The organism is Vibrio sp. 1180_3 (assembly GCF_029478545.1).
GTDB lineage: Bacteria > Pseudomonadota > Gammaproteobacteria > Enterobacterales > Vibrionaceae > Vibrio > Vibrio aestuarianus.
The window spans coordinates 22,484-40,462 of the sequence record NZ_SJFM01000018.1; the positions used below are offsets into that span (position 1 = coordinate 22,484).

At 44.2% G+C, this 17,979-nt stretch carries 17 protein-coding genes; all 17 read left to right on the plus strand.

Annotated features, from left to right (window positions below):
* Window positions 1–846, plus strand: a complete 846-nt coding sequence (locus EYW48_RS12210) for an AAA family ATPase (RefSeq protein WP_053308824.1) — start codon at window positions 1–3, stop codon at window positions 844–846.
* Entirely contained in the window at window positions 843–1,892 is a 1,050-nt protein-coding gene (locus EYW48_RS12215; RefSeq protein ID WP_277432480.1) for a hypothetical protein, read from the plus strand. Before EYW48_RS12210 ends, EYW48_RS12215 begins: the two co-directional genes overlap by 4 nt.
* Window positions 1,882–3,606, plus strand: a complete 1,725-nt coding sequence (locus EYW48_RS12220) for a GspE/PulE family protein (RefSeq protein ID WP_176246080.1) — start codon at window positions 1,882–1,884, stop codon at window positions 3,604–3,606. The genes EYW48_RS12215 and EYW48_RS12220 overlap by 11 nt, the downstream gene beginning before the upstream one ends.
* An 8-nt stretch (window positions 3,607–3,614) precedes the next feature.
* Window positions 3,615–4,838, plus strand: a complete 1,224-nt coding sequence (locus EYW48_RS12225; RefSeq protein WP_277432481.1) for a type II secretion system F family protein — start codon at window positions 3,615–3,617, stop codon at window positions 4,836–4,838.
* 1 nt (window position 4,839) lies between these two features.
* Window positions 4,840–5,334 (plus strand): MSHA biogenesis protein MshF, encoded by a 495-nt coding sequence (locus EYW48_RS12230; RefSeq protein WP_176313397.1) that lies wholly within the window; start codon window positions 4,840–4,842, stop codon window positions 5,332–5,334.
* 82 nt (window positions 5,335–5,416) lie between these two features.
* Window positions 5,417–5,992: a prepilin-type N-terminal cleavage/methylation domain-containing protein gene (locus EYW48_RS12235; RefSeq protein ID WP_168523505.1), complete on the plus strand. Its 576-nt coding sequence runs from the start codon at window positions 5,417–5,419 to the stop codon at window positions 5,990–5,992.
* A gap of 38 nt (window positions 5,993–6,030) precedes the next feature.
* Window positions 6,031–6,504 carry a type II secretion system protein gene (locus EYW48_RS12240; RefSeq protein ID WP_277432482.1) on the plus strand — a complete coding sequence of 158 codons (474 nt, stop codon included), beginning with the start codon at window positions 6,031–6,033 and terminating at the stop codon, window positions 6,502–6,504.
* Window positions 6,505–6,659: 155 nt separating this feature from the next.
* Entirely contained in the window at window positions 6,660–7,157 is a 498-nt protein-coding gene (locus tag EYW48_RS12245; protein WP_053308817.1) for a type II secretion system protein, read from the plus strand.
* Complete coding sequence (locus tag EYW48_RS12250; protein ID WP_277432483.1) at window positions 7,147–7,704, plus strand: type II secretion system protein; 558 nt, start codon at window positions 7,147–7,149, stop codon at window positions 7,702–7,704. The genes EYW48_RS12245 and EYW48_RS12250 overlap by 11 nt, the downstream gene beginning before the upstream one ends.
* On the plus strand, window positions 7,704–8,474 hold the full coding sequence (locus EYW48_RS12255; protein WP_277432484.1) for a prepilin-type N-terminal cleavage/methylation domain-containing protein: 771 nt from the start codon (window positions 7,704–7,706) through the stop codon (window positions 8,472–8,474). Before EYW48_RS12250 ends, EYW48_RS12255 begins: the two co-directional genes overlap by 1 nt.
* On the plus strand, window positions 8,446–8,874 hold the full coding sequence (locus EYW48_RS12260) for an MSHA biogenesis protein MshP (protein ID WP_176246086.1): 429 nt from the start codon (window positions 8,446–8,448) through the stop codon (window positions 8,872–8,874). The genes EYW48_RS12255 and EYW48_RS12260 overlap by 29 nt, the downstream gene beginning before the upstream one ends.
* Window positions 8,864–13,285 (plus strand): DUF6701 domain-containing protein, encoded by a 4,422-nt coding sequence (locus tag EYW48_RS12265; protein ID WP_277432485.1) that lies wholly within the window; start codon window positions 8,864–8,866, stop codon window positions 13,283–13,285. The genes EYW48_RS12260 and EYW48_RS12265 overlap by 11 nt, the downstream gene beginning before the upstream one ends.
* Before the next feature lie 170 nt (window positions 13,286–13,455).
* Window positions 13,456–14,499, plus strand: a complete 1,044-nt coding sequence (locus tag EYW48_RS12270; protein ID WP_053308813.1) for a rod shape-determining protein — start codon at window positions 13,456–13,458, stop codon at window positions 14,497–14,499.
* A 51-nt stretch (window positions 14,500–14,550) separates the two neighbouring features.
* Window positions 14,551–15,438 (plus strand): rod shape-determining protein MreC, encoded by an 888-nt coding sequence (gene mreC / locus EYW48_RS12275; protein ID WP_053308812.1) that lies wholly within the window; start codon window positions 14,551–14,553, stop codon window positions 15,436–15,438.
* Complete coding sequence (gene mreD, locus EYW48_RS12280; RefSeq protein ID WP_053308811.1) at window positions 15,428–15,916, plus strand: rod shape-determining protein MreD; 489 nt, start codon at window positions 15,428–15,430, stop codon at window positions 15,914–15,916. Before mreC ends, mreD begins: the two co-directional genes overlap by 11 nt.
* Entirely contained in the window at window positions 15,913–16,479 is a 567-nt protein-coding gene (locus EYW48_RS12285) for a Maf family protein (RefSeq protein WP_053308810.1), read from the plus strand. The genes mreD and EYW48_RS12285 overlap by 4 nt, the downstream gene beginning before the upstream one ends.
* A 20-nt stretch (window positions 16,480–16,499) precedes the next feature.
* Window positions 16,500–17,969, plus strand: a complete 1,470-nt coding sequence (gene rng, locus EYW48_RS12290; protein WP_053308809.1) for a ribonuclease G — start codon at window positions 16,500–16,502, stop codon at window positions 17,967–17,969.
* Window positions 17,970–17,979: the final 10 nt, after the last annotated feature.

Genomic DNA, 17,979 nt, shown 5'->3' on the forward strand with positions numbered 1-17,979 from the left:
ATGTATCTTGAGCATTTTGGCTTTGAGCAATTACCTTTTCACTTAACGCCCAATACCTCGTTGTTTTTGGGGTTAGCCCCACATTATGAAGCGATTCAGACGGTGAGTGCTGCGATTGAGTTAGGTGAGGGGGTGATCAAGATAACGGGTGAAGTGGGGACGGGCAAGACCATGGTTTGCCGGATGTTGATCAATCACCTGCAACCACATATCGAGTTAATTTACCTGCCCAACCCCGCCTTAAATGGTCGAGAACTGCGGCAAGCGGTTGCGAATGAATTAGGGCTGGGCAAACAAAATGAAGCCGATATTGTTGACCAAATTCAGAAGCAACTGATTTCACTCAAGCAGCAAGGAAAAAGAGTGGTCGCTATCGTTGATGAAGCGCAGGCCTTACCTGACGATGCATTAGAAATATTAAGGTTATTTGGTAACTTAGAAACTGAATACACTAAATTACTGCAATTGGTTTTGATAGGGCAACCCGAGTTGGATGAGCGTTTAGCACAGCACCATTTGCGACAATTTCGTCAGCGGATAACATTTAGTGCCTCTCTGCGACCTTTATCATTAGATGAGTCTGTCGCTTATGTCGATAGCCGTCTCACTAAATCTGGCGCTAAAACGGAACTGTTTAGTCTTGAGCAGAAAAAAGCCATCTGGCGATCAAGTCATGGAATACCACGTTTGATTAATCAAGTTTGTCATAAAGCACTGTTGCTCGCATTTACTCAGGGGCAATCGAGTATTGATAATCAACACCTATTTACAGCTATTCACGACACTTTTGATACCTGTAAGCCTAAGTTTAAACGCCCTTTTATTTGGGGATGGAGTCAGTCATGAGTGCTATTAATAATGCGCTATCCGAACTTGCACAGCAACGCCCGACGATGGCGAGCCTTGAACAAGCAAAGGTTGCCAAAGTAAAGCGCAGCCGAGCTTGGTTATGGTTAGTTGCCGGCTTTGCTGCCAGTTTAGCGGTTGGTGGTTGGGCTGTTTCACAACAGCAAGTGACGGTTAGCGAGCAAGTCAGCACATTGACAACCCCCATTGCTTTTAGTGAGCAAGAGGTTCCGTCACCAACCAAAAAAATAGTGACCAATGATGGTCAGGTTTATTCAGTGCCTTCGATACAGTCTCGCACTGATTCTAAATCACATGTTGAAGTGCAGCGTGTGCCTTCTCCTGCTGAACCAGAAAAAAATGCACCGATTAAGATTGCGCAAGTTGCGTCAATACCAGAGGCTTCTGTGATTGTCGATACATCTAGTGTGATGATCGAACAAGTCGAGTTAACCCCACAGCAACTTGCAGAAAAAGCGATGCAGCGCGCCGCTAAAGCGGTAGACAGTAATTCACTGAAAGAAGCCTTAGATTCGTACAATGAAGTACTGCGTTACACTCCTGATAATGATATTGCTCGCCAAAAATTGGCCGCTTTATATTACGGTAAAGGTGATGCACGCAAGGCTTTCGATATCTTGCAGGCTGGTATCAAATCGAATTATGAAGGTGAAGCGTTACGTATTGCTTTGGCTAAATTACTGCTTAAAGAAAAGCAAACAGAGGCGGCATTAACCCCATTAGTGCACTTACCGCATAATCCTTCCGTGGACTATCTTGCGCTGCGGGCAGCATTAGCACAAAAAGTGAAACAAGATACGATGGCTTTGGAAAGCTACCAATCTTTAGTCAAGCTAGACAGTGAGAATGCTCGCTGGTGGCTTGGGCTTGCTATTACCCAAGAGCGAAATATGGATTTAAGCGCAGCTAAATACTCTTATCAACAATCACTCACTAAAGTCGGGCTCTCTAATCAGTCACAGCTGTTTATTCGTGATCGCCTGAAAGTGCTCGGTAGTTTAGAGGAGAGTACAAATGCAAATTAAGTTACGTAAACGGCTGGGCGATCTGCTGGTTGAAGAAGGCATCATTACTGAAGAGCAGGTTGGACAAGCGCTTGCCGCGCAAAAAAACACCGGTCGTAAACTCGGTGACACCCTGATCGAACTTGGCTTTTTATCGGAACAGCAAATGTTGAGCTTTTTGTCTCAGCAGCTTTCTCTGCCTTTAATTGATTTGAGCAGAGCGAACGTCGATATTGATGCGGTGCAACTACTGCCTGAAGTTCATGCGCGCCGTCTACGTGCTCTAGTTATTGGTCAAAATGGCGACATACTGCGCGTTGCAATGAGTGATCCTGCGGATCTCTTTGCCCAAGAATCACTGTTAACTCAACTGCCTCAATATCGTTTTGAATTTGCTATCGCACCTGAAAAACAACTGGTTGAAGGGTTTGACCGTTATTACCGCCGTACAAAAGAAATTGCCTCCTTTGCCGAACAGTTACAGCTTGAGCACCAAGGTAACGATGCATTTGATTTTGATATTGGTGGCGATGATAGTGATGAAGTTACGGTTGTTAAGCTGATTAACTCACTATTTGAAGATGCGATTCAAGTCGGGGCATCGGATATTCACATCGAACCGGATGCCAATGTGTTGCGTTTGCGTCAGCGTATTGATGGCGTATTGCATGAAACCCTTCTCAATGAAACTAACATTGCTTCTGCGTTAGTACTGCGTTTAAAGCTGATGGCAAACCTTGATATTTCAGAAAAACGCCTGCCACAAGATGGTCGTTTTAATATCCGAGTTAAAGGCCAATCGGTCGATATTCGTATGTCTACCATGCCAGTGCAATATGGTGAGTCTGTGGTGATGCGCTTGCTCAATCAGTCTTCTGGAGTTCGTAAGCTAGAAGAATCAGGTATTCCCGATGATCTGCTTAAGCGCTTGCGTCGCCAACTGAAACGTCCACATGGCATGATCTTAGTCACCGGACCAACCGGCTCAGGTAAAACCACCACCTTGTACGGTGCGTTGTCCGAACTCAATGTTCCGGGCAAAAAAATCATTACTGCTGAAGATCCAGTCGAGTATCGTTTACCGCGTGTTAACCAAGTACAAATCAATACCAAAATTGATCTCGATTTTTCAAAAGTACTCAGAACCTTTTTGCGACAAGACCCAGATATCATTCTCGTTGGGGAGATGCGTGATCAAGAAACTGTTGAAATTGGCTTGCGTGCAGCACTAACCGGTCACTTGGTGCTCAGTACGTTGCACACCAACGATGCGGTCGACAGTGCTTTACGGATGATGGATATGGGTGCGCCAGGTTACTTAGTAGCCAGTGCCGTACGTGCTGTAGTGGCACAGCGTTTGGTGCGTAAAGTGTGCCCAGATTGTAAGACCAATGATGACGTCGATGAGGCTCGTAAGCAGTGGTTAGCGGTTCGTTTCCCAAACCAAGTCGAGGCGACATTTACTCATGGTCGCGGTTGTCAAAACTGCAATTTAACCGGATACCGTGGTCGAATTGGTGTGTTTGAAATGCTCGAGCTGGAACACGGCATGATGGATGCCTTAAGGGCAAATGATGCGGTTGGCTTTGCCGCTGCTGCGCGTCAATCCGAGCAGTATAAACCACTGCTGGCATCAGCGATGGAATTTGCGTTGCAAGGTATCGTCAGTTTAGATGAAGTGATGAGCTTGGGTGAAGGTGATTCATCGGGCGTCATCCAAGCGATTTATTTATAGGATAACCAATGCCAACTTATCGCTATCAAGGCCGAAATTTAGATGGCAGTAAAGCCTCAGGGCAAGTGGAAGCTCCAACTGAAGAGCTGGCCGCTGAAGCGTTATTTAACAAGGGGGTTATTCCTACGCTTATCTCATCAGATAAGGGGGCCTCTGGCTTTAGTGTTGACTGGAAAAGTGTGTTCACCCCCGCGGTACCGCTTGAAGTGTTGGTGATATTTTGTCGTCAACTTTATAGCTTAACCAAAGCTGGGGTGCCGTTATTACGCTCAATGAAAGGGTTGATCCAAAATTGCGCCAATAAACAGTTAAAAGAAGCATTAGAAGAGGTCAGTGCCGAACTGACCAACGGGCGCAGTTTGTCTGGCTCAATGCAATTACACCCTAAAGTGTTTAGCCCATTATTCGTCTCTATGATTCAGGTCGGGGAGAATACAGGCCGGCTTGATGAGGCGTTATTGCAACTTTCTCACTATTACGAACAAGAAGTGGAAACTCGTAAGCGGATTAAAACAGCAATGCGTTATCCAACGTTTGTGATTAGCTTTATCGTGGTCGCACTATTTATTCTCAACATTAAAGTGATACCTCAATTTTCCAGTATGTTTAGTCGTTTTGGTGTCGACTTGCCGCTACCGACGCGTATTTTGATTGGTATGTCAGATTTTTTTGTCAACTATTGGCCAATGATGGTCGGCGTTATTATTGGTTGTTTATTTGGATTTAGAGCGTGGTTGAATACCGCTGCCGGTCGTGAGAAATGGGATAAATTTCGCCTGCGAATGCCCATTGTCGGTGGCATAGTCAACAGAGCGCAGCTTGCGCGTTTTTCTCGCACCTTCGCGTTAATGTTGAAAGCAGGTATACCGCTTAACCAAGCTGTCGCTTTATCTGCAGAAGCATTAGATAACAAATTTTTAGAGTCTCGGCTATTGGAAATGAAAGCCGCGATTGAAGCTGGGACAGGCGTGTCAGCTACAGCCATTAATGCGCAGATCTTTACCCCATTAGTCATTCAGATGATTTCAGTGGGTGAAGAAACGGGACGTATTGATGAGTTGTTGCTGGAAGTCGCTGATTTCTATGATCGAGAAGTGGATTACGATCTTAAAACATTAACGGCTCGCATCGAACCGATTTTATTGGTGATTGTCGCTGGTATGGTATTGGTGCTAGCACTCGGTATTTTCTTACCAATGTGGGGCATGTTAGACGCGATTAAAGGTCGTTAATGTGAAAACAGCGATAGAGCGCTCTCAGTTCGTGATTTGGCTTTTTCTGGTACTCATTTTGTTGCTTTCATTTTTATTTGTTTGGAAGTCAATAGAGCAGGAGGCGAACCAAACGGCTTTTGCGGTTGCACGTAACCGAATTGTTGAAAGTGCCAATCTCTATAAACAAAACTGGTTACTAAAAGGTCAGCCTTTAATTCTTAATATGGATGGTCAACAGTTAACAATGAGCAAGGCCGGATGGGTACTGCCATTGTTTAATAACGATGCAACGGTAATCGATGAGGCTAAGGATGAATCACCAATGCTCAATTGCCAGCATTGGCTACACTTACTGTACCCTGATGAAAAAGTGCTAGAAAGCCGTGTGGTTGCGATTGATGCTAAAATTGAAACTAACCAATACCAATGTCGCTATCATTACAGCCAAAAACAAGTGATAACTATTGAAATTTTGAGTGATAAGTTTACCGTTAGCGTCGATTTTCCGGCATAGTAAGATAAATTGTCACTTAACATAGAGTTATGTGAAAATATGCGCGTATAATACGTCGTACTGATAATAAATGGGTAGAAGCATGCATAACAAGCAAACCGGTTTCTCTTTGGTTGAATTAGTGGTTGTCATTGTGGTAGTCGGCTTACTTGCCGTTGCTGCGTTGCCTCGTTTCTTAGATGTAACTGATGAAGCCAAAAAAGCCAGTATTGAAGGTGTCGCTGGTGGTTATGCTACTGGTGTATTGTCGGCTCGTGCTCAGTGGGAGGCACAAGCGAGAACATCGGTGACGCTGGGCGCTGAGAAACAAAATACCGTCAATTATGATGGGGTAAACTTTTGGCTAACTCGTTCGGAAGACAGCAGTGGGGCATCAACCGGCTTTCGTGATGGTTATCCAATTGCGTTGAATACCGATAATACTAGTTACCCAAATGCGATTACTGACCAAGCATGTATTGATTTAATGGATAATTTATTACAAAACCCACCAAAAGTTGACACAGTCGCTAATGCTGCGACTAACTCTGACGTAAAATACTCAGCACAAGCCGATACCGGTTTATCCACTTGTACTTATGTACAACAAGAGGGCGGAACCGCACACCAGTTTGTGTACGAAATCAAAACAGGTCGTGTGACCGTAACTTTGCAGTAAGTCTGCGCATTTAATTTAAACATAGAGAGATGGTAACTATGAAAAGACAAGGCGGTTTCACCCTTATTGAACTAGTGGTGGTAATTGTAATTTTGGGTATTTTGGCGGTTACCGCAGCCCCACGTTTCTTGAACCTACAGAGTGATGCTCGTGAGTCGGCTTTACAAGGTTTAAAAGGAGCTATATCTGGAGCTTCCGGTATTGTATATGGTAAATCTGCAATTGACGGAGTTGAAACCGTATCTTCAGGAAAGAGCGTCAATGGTGTTGATGTTGTTTATGGTTATCCAGCTGCAACTAAAACAGGTATTGTTGCAGCCGTTTCTGGTCTTGAGGATGATTGGAGTTATGCCGCTAAAAGTGGAACACCTAACTCTTTAGTTGCAACATTTAAAAGTGACACTGTTTCTGGGGCTACACAAATTGAAGCGACTAATTGCTACGTGAGCTATTCTGAAGCAGCATCTTCGGCAGCTGAACCTTCTGTTGCTGTAACTGATAAAGGCTGTTAATCACTTTTCACTGAGTATAAAGGCCAGCATTGCTGGCCTTTATTATATCTATCTGATCGACCCAGCTCTTCTCGCAATAAAACCCAGCAAAATTTAGGTCTAACTCCGCTATTTCTTATATAATCTAAGTACTTATTTTTGTTTGAGGCATTGTGATGCGACAACGTTTAGTGAAGCAGTCGGCTTTTACCTTGATCGAACTGATTGTCGTTATTCTACTGCTTGGCATTGTCTCTGTTTATGCGGCGAGCCGCTACAGTGGTGTTTCCACATTTTCTACCATTACGACGCAAAGTGAAGTTCTGGCCTCATTACGTTTAACGCAAAACCGTGCCATGCAGCGCACGGGCTATTGTAACCGCTGGTTGGTCAGTAATAATCAAGCGCAACAAGTGTCTCCTTCCGTTTCTGCTGGTGCTTGCACCACCTCACTACCCAATCCGTCGACAGACAGCAGTTTTGTTGATGCGGCAGCAAACGATATTACCCTGACATTGACCAACAACGACGGTAGCCACTATTTTGATTTTGATAGCTTAGGGCGCGCCGCTCAATGCCTTGCCGCTCAATGTACAGTGACAGTAAGCAACCCCCAGTCTGGAGAGTCTCGCCAAGTGTGCATCAATAGCGAAGGGTTTATTTATGGCTGCTAAGCGAACAACAGGCTTTACCTTAATCGAGATGATCATTGTGATCACCTTGATTGCGATTGCCATGACCGGCATCACCGCTGCGCTTTATCCGCGTTCTCAGCAGAGCGCTGAGCAAGTATTGGCGGTGAAAGCGGCTGAACTTGGTCGCGCCGTATTAGATGAAGTAATAGGCCGCGCTTTTGACGAAAACTCTGGCCCCAATGGTGGGGTGCCGGAGTGTGTATTGGTGGCTACCACAGGGCGAGAAACTTGCACCTTGCCGAGTGCGCTTGGGCCTGACGCGGGTGAAAATGCGAATACGCTTTATAACGATGTTGATGATTTTCATGGCTTAACTGGTTCAGTTAAAGATGTATTAGGCGCTGATATTAGTGCTGATTACCAACGTTATAACGTTGAGATTAAAGTGTTTTATGAACAAAACAACGGTGGTGTTATGACCGGGCAAGATGCAGCAACGATAACCGACTATAAACGAATATCAGTAGTGATCATCGACCCTAGTGGTAACCGCTATCCTTTTGCTGCAACGAGGGGAAACTTTTAATGCGTGGTTTTACCCTGATTGAAATGGTGATTTCCATCATTCTTTTATCTGTTGTTGGGCTATTTTTAGGTTCAGTGATCAGCCAAGGGATGGGCATTTATGTCGATACCACCGCGCGCGAAGCGCTTATCCAACAAGGGCGTTTTATTACTGAACGTTTAAGCCGAGAATTAAGAGAAGCGGTACCTAACAGTGTGCTGGTGGAAAATGACTGCATTGAGTTTTTACCTATCACCAATAGCGCGATTTACAATAACCTTCCTTCCCCTCAAGCAGCATCAAGTGCGATCCGTATTCTGCCTATAAATAAAAGCGTCTCCAAAGGAGAGCGACTCGTCGTTTATCCAACCAATGCGGCATTATTACGCCAAGCCCCTTCGGTAAATGGTCAGATGGCAGAAGTGGATGCTGATGTTGAGTTTACCGATGTGAACCGTGCCACTATGGTTGATGTCTCGCTGACTCAAGCGACCGGTTTTTCAATTCAATCTCCGGCTAAGCGACTCTATTTTTATCGTGCCCCGGTCGCCTTTTGTTATCAAAATCAGCGTATTTATCGTTACGCTAACTACTCTTTAAATCGCACTGCACTAACACCGAGTCAGCTTGGAAGTGGAGTGTTAGTCGCTGAAAATCTCAGCCAAGCTAGCTTTCAAGTTACACAACCTGAGCTGCAACGAAATGGGTTAATTAAAATTGAATTAACGTTTTCTGACCGTGGTGAGGAGATCAAGTTTGACCATGATGCGCTTATCTACAACACGCCATAGACAACAAGGCAGTGGTTTGGTGTTGGTTATTTTTATCATTGTGGTGGTGGGCTTTGTTGCTGCGGTTGCCAACCGAAATCAACAACGTAATAGTCAACAGTTGGTATCCATGGTCTTAGGCACAAGAGCCGAAATGGCCGCTCGCTCTGCGATGCAAATCGATATTAGCCGTTTTTATAGCCCACAGGCACAAGGAAGCTGCCGGCTTGGTACTGATAGTAACTATACTTTTGAAGGTGAAGGGCTTGAGCGGTGTGAAGCAAAGGTATCTTGTCATTCAATTGGAGTGCTGGATGATAGTGGAGATCAGGTTTATCAATTAGAGAGTACCGGAACCTGTAAAGCAGGAGATAGTATCTACCGAAGAATTATTGAGGCTGGAATTCGTGATGATAGTTAAGCCATTGGGCCAGTTTGCATTTTGTATTTTAATGTTGTGCTTTGCCAGTTTGGCTAAAGCACTGGCACCGATTAATGAGTCTGTCTATTTCCCGAATAGCGCACAAGGGCATGCCGTAAGTGGCAGTTGCAGTAACATTTCTGGTTCGCAATTGACTCAATATGGCCGCTCACAGATCAAAGACACAAATGGCGTTGATTTACCATTTTGCACTATAAACACAAGCAATGAGAGACCGGACAGCAGTTGTGATGATAGTGCTGGTAATGGTGTGCTTTGTAATGTGTCAGGCTCTCCAACGCCAGAGTTAAATTTAGATAATTTTAAAAATAATAACGGTGGTAGCTCAATCGGTTACTGTGATTCTGGGGACCGCTTATCCATTAATGACCCCAATACACAGGATATTTCTTTATACAGTAATTGCACTTTAGAGTTTGATAGTTCAAGAACGGAATATCGGGTGAATTCACTGGCTATGGGCAGCAATGCTGAAGTGATACTTCATACTGGTGATTATTGGTTTAATTGGCTGCAACTCAATGGCAGCAGCAAGATAATCGCAAATGGTGATGTGAGAATTTTCGTTAATGGCAAGATCGCATTAAATACAGCAGCCACTATTGAAGCCTCGATTAATAGTAACGTTCAAGTCATTGGATATAGCGGCGCAGAGCTCGAAGGTGACACTCAAATAACCGGTGATTTATATATATCGGAGACTTTGAATCTCTATAATTCAGCCAGAATTGTCGGTCGTACCAATAGCCGTAAATTGATAATGACCGATGATGCAATCATCGAGGGCAGTAATACCCTGCCATCGAATCCTGTCATGTGGTTAAAAATGGATGAGGACAGTTGGGATAATCTTCAAGGTACTGTTGCTGATAGTTCGGGACATAATCTTCATGGCCGAGCGATTAATGGAGCGAGTACCACACAGGATTTGCCTGCTTTACCTGAGATTAATAACTTAGGGACATGTGGTTATGGTGAGTTTACACATGCACGTAATCAGTATGTAGAGGTACCATACGATAACAAATTGGATCTGGATAAAGAGTTAACGATTTCAGCATGGGTGTATCCGAAGAGTCGTCCAAATCGCGACTTATACAGCATCTTATCTAAAGATAACAACTACGAATTTCATATAAACTCTGCTGGTTATGTTTATTGGTGGTGGCAAGAAAAAAATGGTTCAACCCGCACTTTAACCAGTACATCACGCATTCCTAATAATCAATGGAGCCACGTTACTATTCGCTATAATTTTAAAAATAGCAGCGCAAATATTTTTATTAATGGTGTACTTGCGGGGTCTCGAACATCGAACCAAAACAAACAACTGCAAACTAATAATCGCCCATTGCAAATAGGACAAGATCAAAACCATCCTGGGCGTGCATTTGATGGAAATATTGATGAGGTTTTGATCTTTAATCGTTCATTAACCGATCAGCAAATTTGGGACCTTTATAATCAGCGTCACCTATGTGGAGGTCTCACGCCAAGTTGTTTTACCGATGATTTTCAGAGTAAACCTTTGGACGAGCAGTGGCGCGTTTTTAGTAGTAGCGGTTCATTTACTCCCTCGATCGTTAACCAGCGTTTACGCTTGACTCAGGCGGTGGGGAATCAGGCCACTGCTTCAACCTTCCAGCGTATATTTCCAGCGGCAAATAATAAAATCGATGTTGAGTTTGATTATTTTGCTTATGGAGGTTCGGGAGCAGATGGCGTAGCCATCGTCTTTTCTGATGCGAGTATAACTCCACAAGTGGGAGCATTTGGTGGCCCGTTAGGTTATGGCTATAAAACCTATGAGCAGAAACCGGGGTTTGCGGGTGGCTGGCTGGGGATTGGTATTGATGAATTTGGTAACTATTCCATCGAAGGCGGCCCTGATGGGCCGGGGCGTCGAAGACAAGCCGTTGCACTTAGAGGCTCTGGTAGTGGTTATAGTGGTTACGGTTATTTAGCCGGTACTTGTAATAATGGTTCACAAAACAGCAATGGTGACTGCTTAAATCCTAAAATCGATAGCAATAATGGTAACCCTTTGCATCGTTATCAAATCTCGATCGACTCGACGCAAGCGGGTGTATCTAATGTCACCATCAAACGAAAAGTGGGTTCAAATAATTGGGAAACATTAATTGGACCAATTAACGTCCTAAGATTTGCTGGGCAAAGTAATGTTCCTGACGAGCTGTTACTTTCCATTACAGGGTCAACGGGAGGCTCAACCAATTATCATGAAATTGATAATTTTGAAGTCTGTGCGCTCGATTCACGACCAGTCGGAGAACAGATTAATCACTTCCGTATCTCCTTGCCTGCGCAAGGGTTAACTTGTGCCGCTTCTGATGTTTCTATAAAAGCGTGTGCCGACGACAGTTGTAATAATTTATTCACTGATCCGGTGACGGCTTATCTAATACCTAATTCCTTGCCAAGCGCCAATGGTGGTTGGGTGGGGGGCTCAACATTATCTTTCAGTAATGGTGTGGGCAATACTCAATTAAGGCGTAACAGTGCAGGTAATGTCACCGTTGGTGTGTCCGGATCTATTCCTACAGCGATCGCTTTCAATGATACGTTATGTAGCCATAATGGCGATGCAGGCCCATTTTCGACTAACAACTGCACCATCACTTTTGCTGACAGTGGTTTTATTTTGGATGTGCCGAATTCCTATGCCAATCAAACAGTAACAGGAACCATCAAAGCGGTACGTAAAGACAATGCTTCGCAGCAGTGTTTGCCTAGCTTCCAGAATGTACAGAAATCCGTTTCTTTTTGGAGTGATTACTTGAGTCCAAGTGCAGGGCAAGGTTTCACAGCTTACAGCGTTGGAGTGAATAACGTTGCTGTAGGGCAATCATCAAATTCTTCGGTTCCTGTTAATCTCAATTTCAACCAAAATGGCGAGGCGAGCATTAGTGTCTCTTATCGTGACGCAGGTAGCCTTGCTTTAAATGCGCGTTTTAATGGTAGCGGAGAAGAGCAGGATTTAACGCTCACAGGGCAAGACAGTTTTGTTCGTGTCCCTCGCGCTTTGGTGCTCAGTGCTACTAATTATTATGGTGATGATGGAGCGTGTCCAAGTGCCAATATGAGTTGTGATATTTTTGCTAGGGCCGATGAAAACTTCAATCTGCACGTCAAGGCGGTAGCGGCTGAACCCGTTGAAGATAATGATTTCACCAATAATCTAGGGGTGACAAATTATCAGCAAACAAATATTGAGCTCTCGCATACAGTGATAGAGCCGGCAACTGGCGTGCCGGGTAATCTTGGTGAAGTGGAATACAATCATCAATTGGGCAGTTCAACCACTGTGCTACAAAAAGTGAGTGAAGTTGGGGCATTTGATTTTTCTTTGCTGTCGCCGACTTCTTACCTTGGCGTTGATTTATTAGCGGAAAATTTACCAATTACTATGGTATCGACTGGGCCCGTTGGGCGTTTTATTCCCGCTTACTTTTCTCCAACCTCGGTTGTGACAATCCTAAAGGCTGAATGTGAGGTTACTTCTTCAAGCACGGAATCCTTTAGCTATTTAGGACAACCTTTTGGGTATCAAGAAAATCCTGGTGTCTACTTAAACCCAAGATCCGCGTTAGGCAATGAAACGGTCAATTATTTCGACAGTGCTTGGTGGCGTTATAACCAACAGTGGGATAATCGAGCCTATGAGGATACCGTGCATGATTTATCAATCAGCTTTGATAAAGATGCGACTAGCGTAAACCGAATCAATGCGGGGGATTCCCGTATTGAGCTTTTAGGCGAAGAGTTAATTTATCAAAAACCACCACAGGCGATTACTCCTTTTAATAGCAAACTAGAGCTTACTCTCACCGCGTCCGATCTTACTGATCTCGATGGTGTTTGTTATAGGGCGACGGCAAGTAGCCCTTGCATAGACTATACGATTGCCGATATTGATAACGAAATGAAACTGCGTTGGGGAAAACTGGTGATCCACGATACTTACGGCCCAGACACAGCACCGTTATTGCAACAGGTGGTGAGTGAATATTATTCGACAAATGGTTTTGTCATTAACCGTTTCGATAGTTGTACTCAGTTGCCAGACATTGCGAATTTCACTTTAACAGCGACGGATCTGACTTTAGGCTCGGGTGGACCACCGGCTGTAGAGGCGACCCTAACGAATCGTACATTATCATCTGGTGTGACAACGATTAAATTCTCTGCTCCAGGTGCGGGGGAGCAAGGATTTATTGATACTTTACTCGATCTTGATGCCAATGGTTTGCCTTGGTTACGCATCGATGAAGATCAAGATGGGAGTTTTGAAAACGGCGTATCGGGACGAGTTCAATTTGGTTTGTACCGAGGTAGTGATCGCGTTATCTGGTGGCGCGAAAGAAATTAATCGAAGAATGAGTTCAATTTAGAGCGTTTTTTCCTACCTAAGTTAGGGATCTGTTAGAAATTACGGGTTTCGGTTCATGTTTATGTAGCAATGCCTTGCTGTGATGGCGAGGCATTGGTACATTTAGTGCAATTTTTTATCTTCTAATTCTTGCAGGACGAGCGAAGAATATGTTCAAAAAACTGCGTGGCATGTTTTCTAACGACCTATCGATCGATTTAGGTACCGCCAATACTCTTATTTACGTTAAAGGACAAGGTATTGTCCTCGACGAACCTTCCGTTGTTGCTATTCGTCAAGACAAAGGTCGTGGCGGTAAAAGCGTTGCTGCTGTCGGTCATGCGGCAAAGCAAATGCTAGGTCGTACACCGGGCAATATTTCTGCTATTCGTCCAATGAAAGATGGCGTTATTGCTGACTTCTATGTGACTGAAAAAATGCTACAGCACTTTATCAAGCAAGTGCATGACAATAGTGTCCTTAAACCAAGCCCACGTGTTCTTGTGTGTGTGCCTTGTGGTTCAACTCAAGTTGAGCGTCGTGCTATTCGTGAGTCTGCACTCGGTGCTGGTGCTCGTGAAGTATATTTGATTGATGAGCCAATGGCGGCGGCAATTGGTGCTGGCCTACGCGTATCAGAGCCAACAGGTTCAATGGTGGTCGATATCGGTGGTGGCACGACCGAAGTTGCGGTTATCTCACTAAACGGTGTGGTTTACTCTTCTTCTGTTCGTATCGGTGGTGACCGCTTTGACGAAGCTATCATCAACTATGTACGTCGCAACTATGGCAGCTTAATTGGTGAAGCAACGGCAGAAAAAATTAAGCACGAAATCGGTTCAGCTTACCCGGGTGATGAAGTAATGGAAATTGAAGTGCGTGGTCGTAACCTTGCTGAAGGTGTGCCGCGTAGCTTTACGTTGAATTCCAATGAGATCTTAGAAGCACTTCAAGAGCCTCTGAGCGGTATCGTTTCTGCGGTAATGGTTGCGCTTGAGCAGTGTCCACCAGAGCTAGCTTCTGATATTTCAGAAAATGGAATGGTGCTGACTGGTGGTGGTGCACTACTGAAAGATATCGATCGCCTATTGATGGAAGAGACAGGTATTCCAGTGGTTGTTGCTGATGATCCTCTAACTTGTGTCGCCCTTGGTGGTGGTAAAGCGTTAGAAATGATCGATATGCACGGTGGCGACCTATTTAGCGAAGAATAATGGCTTTGAGAGCCGTTGTGCTCTCATCATGAAATCTAGGATTTTTATAGAATGAAGCCAATATTTGGTCGAGGACCATCTCTTCAGCTACGTCTTTTTTTCGCTGTCATTATATCAGCCAGTTTAATGCTGGCTGATAGTCGTTTAGGCGCATTTTCTAACGTTCGGTTTTTTTTAAATAGTTTAGTTGCCCCCATTCAATATGCTGCTGATTTACCGCGCAGTATGTTTGATGGAGTTTATGAACGATTTACAACACACCAACACCTTTTAGAATCTAATCAAAGACTGAAACGAGAAGCTTTAGGGCTGAAAAGTGATTTGATTTTATTTGACCAATACCGTGAAGAAAATCAGCGCTTGCGCAAACTACTTGGTTCTTCTTTTGTTCGTGATGAAAAGAAGGTCGTTACCGAAGTCATGGCGGTGGATACCTCACCTTATCGACATCAAGTTGTGATCGATAAAGGACGTATTGATGGTGTTTATGAAGGACAACCGGTTATCAACGATAAAGGCATTGTTGGGCAAGTTACGTTTGTTGCGGCACATAATAGCCGAGTGTTGCTGCTTACCGATTCCAATAGCGCAATTCCGGTGCAGATCATCCGCAACGACATACGGGTCATTGCTTCTGGTAATGGTCAGATTGACCGAATTCAGTTAGAGCACATACCAACTAGCACTGATGTTGAAGTGGGTGATTTATTAGTAACATCAGGTCTGGGTGGCGTTTATCCAGAAGGATACCCAGTGGCGCACGTTTCTGTTGTTGATAAAGACACGCAGCGCGAGTTTGCTTCCATCATTGCTGACCCTGTTGTCGATTTTGATCGGCTGCGGTACTTGTTACTTATTTGGCCTAATGAAGACCGCCAACATAAAGTATTACAAGCAACACCAGAGCAAATGTCAGAGGACGTAGAACATGGCCAATAGAGTATTTCGCGGTAAATTGGTTATTGGTGTTTCGTTTCTTTTCGCTCTGATTTTGCAAACTATTCCATGGCCTGGTGAATTAGATCTGATGCGCCCATCATGGTTATTGCTGGTTGCGTGTTATTGGGTGCTGGCTTTGCCGTATCGAATCAACGTCGGCACCGCATTAATCCTTGGTTTACTTTGGGATTTATTGCTCGGTTCTACACTCGGTATTCGCGGTATGATGATGGCGATCGTGATCTATTTGGTTGCGATCAACTTTTTAGTATTACGCAATATGGCGTTGTGGCAACAAGCGGTAGTGATTGGTTTGCTTTCGATGTTGCTAGATGTATTGATTTTCTGTGGTGAATATTTGATTCAAGATGTGACTTTCAATCCTCTTTCACTATGGAGTGGGTTGATTAACTGCATTTTATGGCCATGGATGTTTTTACTACTTCGTCGAGTTCGTCGCCATTGGCATGTGAAGTGATGAGTAAAAAAATTGTTTTAGCCTCTGGCTCGCCAAGACGCCGAGAATTGCTCGCCCAATTGGGTTATCAATTTGATATTAACGTACCGAATGTGGAAGAAACGCGACAAGCGAATGAAAGCCCGAGAGCTTACGTTGAGCGGCTCTCTCGTGATAAAGCGTTTGCTGGACTTAAACTGATTTCCGCAGATGCGATTGTTATCGGTTCAGATACCATCGTTGTGCAAGGTGATTCCGTACTGGAAAAACCTATTGATTTTAACCATGCTCAACAAATGTTACGCCATTTATCGGGGACAAAGCATCAAGTGATGACTGCTGTAACCGTAGCAACAAATGATCACTATAAATCCGTGGTTGTGACCACGGATGTTTGGTTTAAACCTCTGTCAGACAATGAGATAGAACAATATTGGCAGTCAGGAGAACCATGCGATAAAGCTGGCAGTTATGGCATTCAAGGATTGGGTGGACGATTTGTAACGAGGATCGAAGGCAGTTATTACGCCGTTGTAGGGTTACCGCTATTTGAAACTGACCAGCTCTTGCACGAATTCTTATAATTTAACATTGAGGTGTGCTCATGAGTGCAGAGTTGATACTAAATGTCACCCCGAGTGAAACTCGTGTGGCGATGATTGAAGGTGGAGTTCTTCAAGAGATCCATATTGAACGTGAAGCAAAGCGCGGTATTGTCGGTAATATTTACAAAGGTAAAGTCAGCCGGGTTTTACCTGGTATGCAAGCGGCTTTTGTTGATATTGGCTTAGATAAAGCCGCTTTCTTACACGCATCCGACATCGTTCCTCATACCGAATGTGTTGCTGAAAACGAGAAACAGCAGTTTCAAGTGCGTGATATTTCAGAGCTGGTTCGTCAAGGGCAAGATATTGTAGTACAAGTGGTGAAAGACCCTCTAGGTACCAAGGGCGCTCGTTTGACAACCGATATTACCATTCCTTCTCGCTATTTAGTGTTCATGCCTGGAGCGAGTCATGTGGGTGTTTCACAACGTATTGAAAGTGAATGTGAGCGTGAGCGACTAAAAAAAGTAGTTTCACATTACTGTGATGAACATGGTGGCTTTATCATTCGCACGGCTGCGGAAGGGGCGGATGAAAAAGAGCTGTCGCAAGATGCTGCCTTTCTTAAACGCTTATGGTCGAAAGTGTTAGAACGACGCGTAAAGTACAAAACACGCACTACCTTGTACGGTGAATTAGGTCTATCTCAACGTATTTTACGAGATTTTGTTGGCACAGAACTGACTAAGATCCTCATTGACTCACGTCTTGAATTTGAAAACCTCAAAGAATTCACCTCTGAATACGTGCCAGAGCTTACCGAAAAGCTTGAACTGTATGAAGGGGATAAACCAATTTTCGACATGTATGACACCGAAAATGAAATTCAACGCTCTCTAGAGAGAAAGGTTGAGCTTAAATCTGGTGGCTATCTGATCATTGATCAAACCGAAGCAATGACCACAGTTGATATTAATACTGGTGCGTTTGTCGGTCGTCGTAACCTTGAAGAAACCATCTTTAACACCAACATTGAAGCAACCCAGGCGATCGCTCGTCAGCTTAGGTTACGTAATCTTGGTGGCATCATCATTATTGATTTTATCGATATGATGTCGGAAGAGCATCGTAAGCGGGTACTCGCTTCATTAGATGCTGCGTTATCTAAAGATCGTGTAAAAACCAACATCAACGGCTTTACGCAACTCGGATTGGTAGAGATGACGCGTAAACGCACACGCGAAAGTATTGAACATGTGCTCTGTTCTTCTTGTCCAACCTGTGAGGGTCGTGGCAGTGTGAAGACGGTTGAGACTGTTTGTTTTGAAATATTACGTGAAATTACACGCGTCAATCGCGCCTACGATTCGGATAAATTTGTGGTGTATGCATCGCCAGCTGTGGCAGAAAGTTTGCAAGGAGATGAGTCTCATGCTCTGGCTGAACTGGAAGTCTTTATTGGTAAAGAAGTGCGTATTCAGGCTGAGCCACTGTATATTCAAGAGCAATTTGACGTTGTAATGATGTAGTAGGACCTTT

Coding starts and splice junctions, on each gene's coding strand:
- mreD (WP_053308811.1), top strand. CDS start 15,428: ATGGCCAATAGAGTATTTCGCGGTAAATTGGTTATTGGTGTTTCGTTT.
- EYW48_RS12210 (WP_053308824.1), top strand. CDS start 1: ATGTATCTTGAGCATTTTGGCTTTGAGCAATTACCTTTTCACTTAACG.
- rng (WP_053308809.1), top strand. CDS start 16,500: ATGAGTGCAGAGTTGATACTAAATGTCACCCCGAGTGAAACTCGTGTG.
- EYW48_RS12250 (WP_277432483.1), top strand. CDS start 7,147: ATGGCTGCTAAGCGAACAACAGGCTTTACCTTAATCGAGATGATCATT.
- EYW48_RS12255 (WP_277432484.1), top strand. CDS start 7,704: ATGCGTGGTTTTACCCTGATTGAAATGGTGATTTCCATCATTCTTTTA.
- EYW48_RS12260 (WP_176246086.1), top strand. CDS start 8,446: ATGATGCGCTTATCTACAACACGCCATAGACAACAAGGCAGTGGTTTG.
- EYW48_RS12215 (WP_277432480.1), top strand. CDS start 843: ATGAGTGCTATTAATAATGCGCTATCCGAACTTGCACAGCAACGCCCG.
- EYW48_RS12220 (WP_176246080.1), top strand. CDS start 1,882: ATGCAAATTAAGTTACGTAAACGGCTGGGCGATCTGCTGGTTGAAGAA.
- mreC (WP_053308812.1), top strand. CDS start 14,551: ATGAAGCCAATATTTGGTCGAGGACCATCTCTTCAGCTACGTCTTTTT.
- EYW48_RS12225 (WP_277432481.1), top strand. CDS start 3,615: ATGCCAACTTATCGCTATCAAGGCCGAAATTTAGATGGCAGTAAAGCC.
- EYW48_RS12265 (WP_277432485.1), top strand. CDS start 8,864: ATGATAGTTAAGCCATTGGGCCAGTTTGCATTTTGTATTTTAATGTTG.
- EYW48_RS12270 (WP_053308813.1), top strand. CDS start 13,456: ATGTTCAAAAAACTGCGTGGCATGTTTTCTAACGACCTATCGATCGAT.
- EYW48_RS12245 (WP_053308817.1), top strand. CDS start 6,660: ATGCGACAACGTTTAGTGAAGCAGTCGGCTTTTACCTTGATCGAACTG.
- EYW48_RS12235 (WP_168523505.1), top strand. CDS start 5,417: ATGCATAACAAGCAAACCGGTTTCTCTTTGGTTGAATTAGTGGTTGTC.
- EYW48_RS12240 (WP_277432482.1), top strand. CDS start 6,031: ATGAAAAGACAAGGCGGTTTCACCCTTATTGAACTAGTGGTGGTAATT.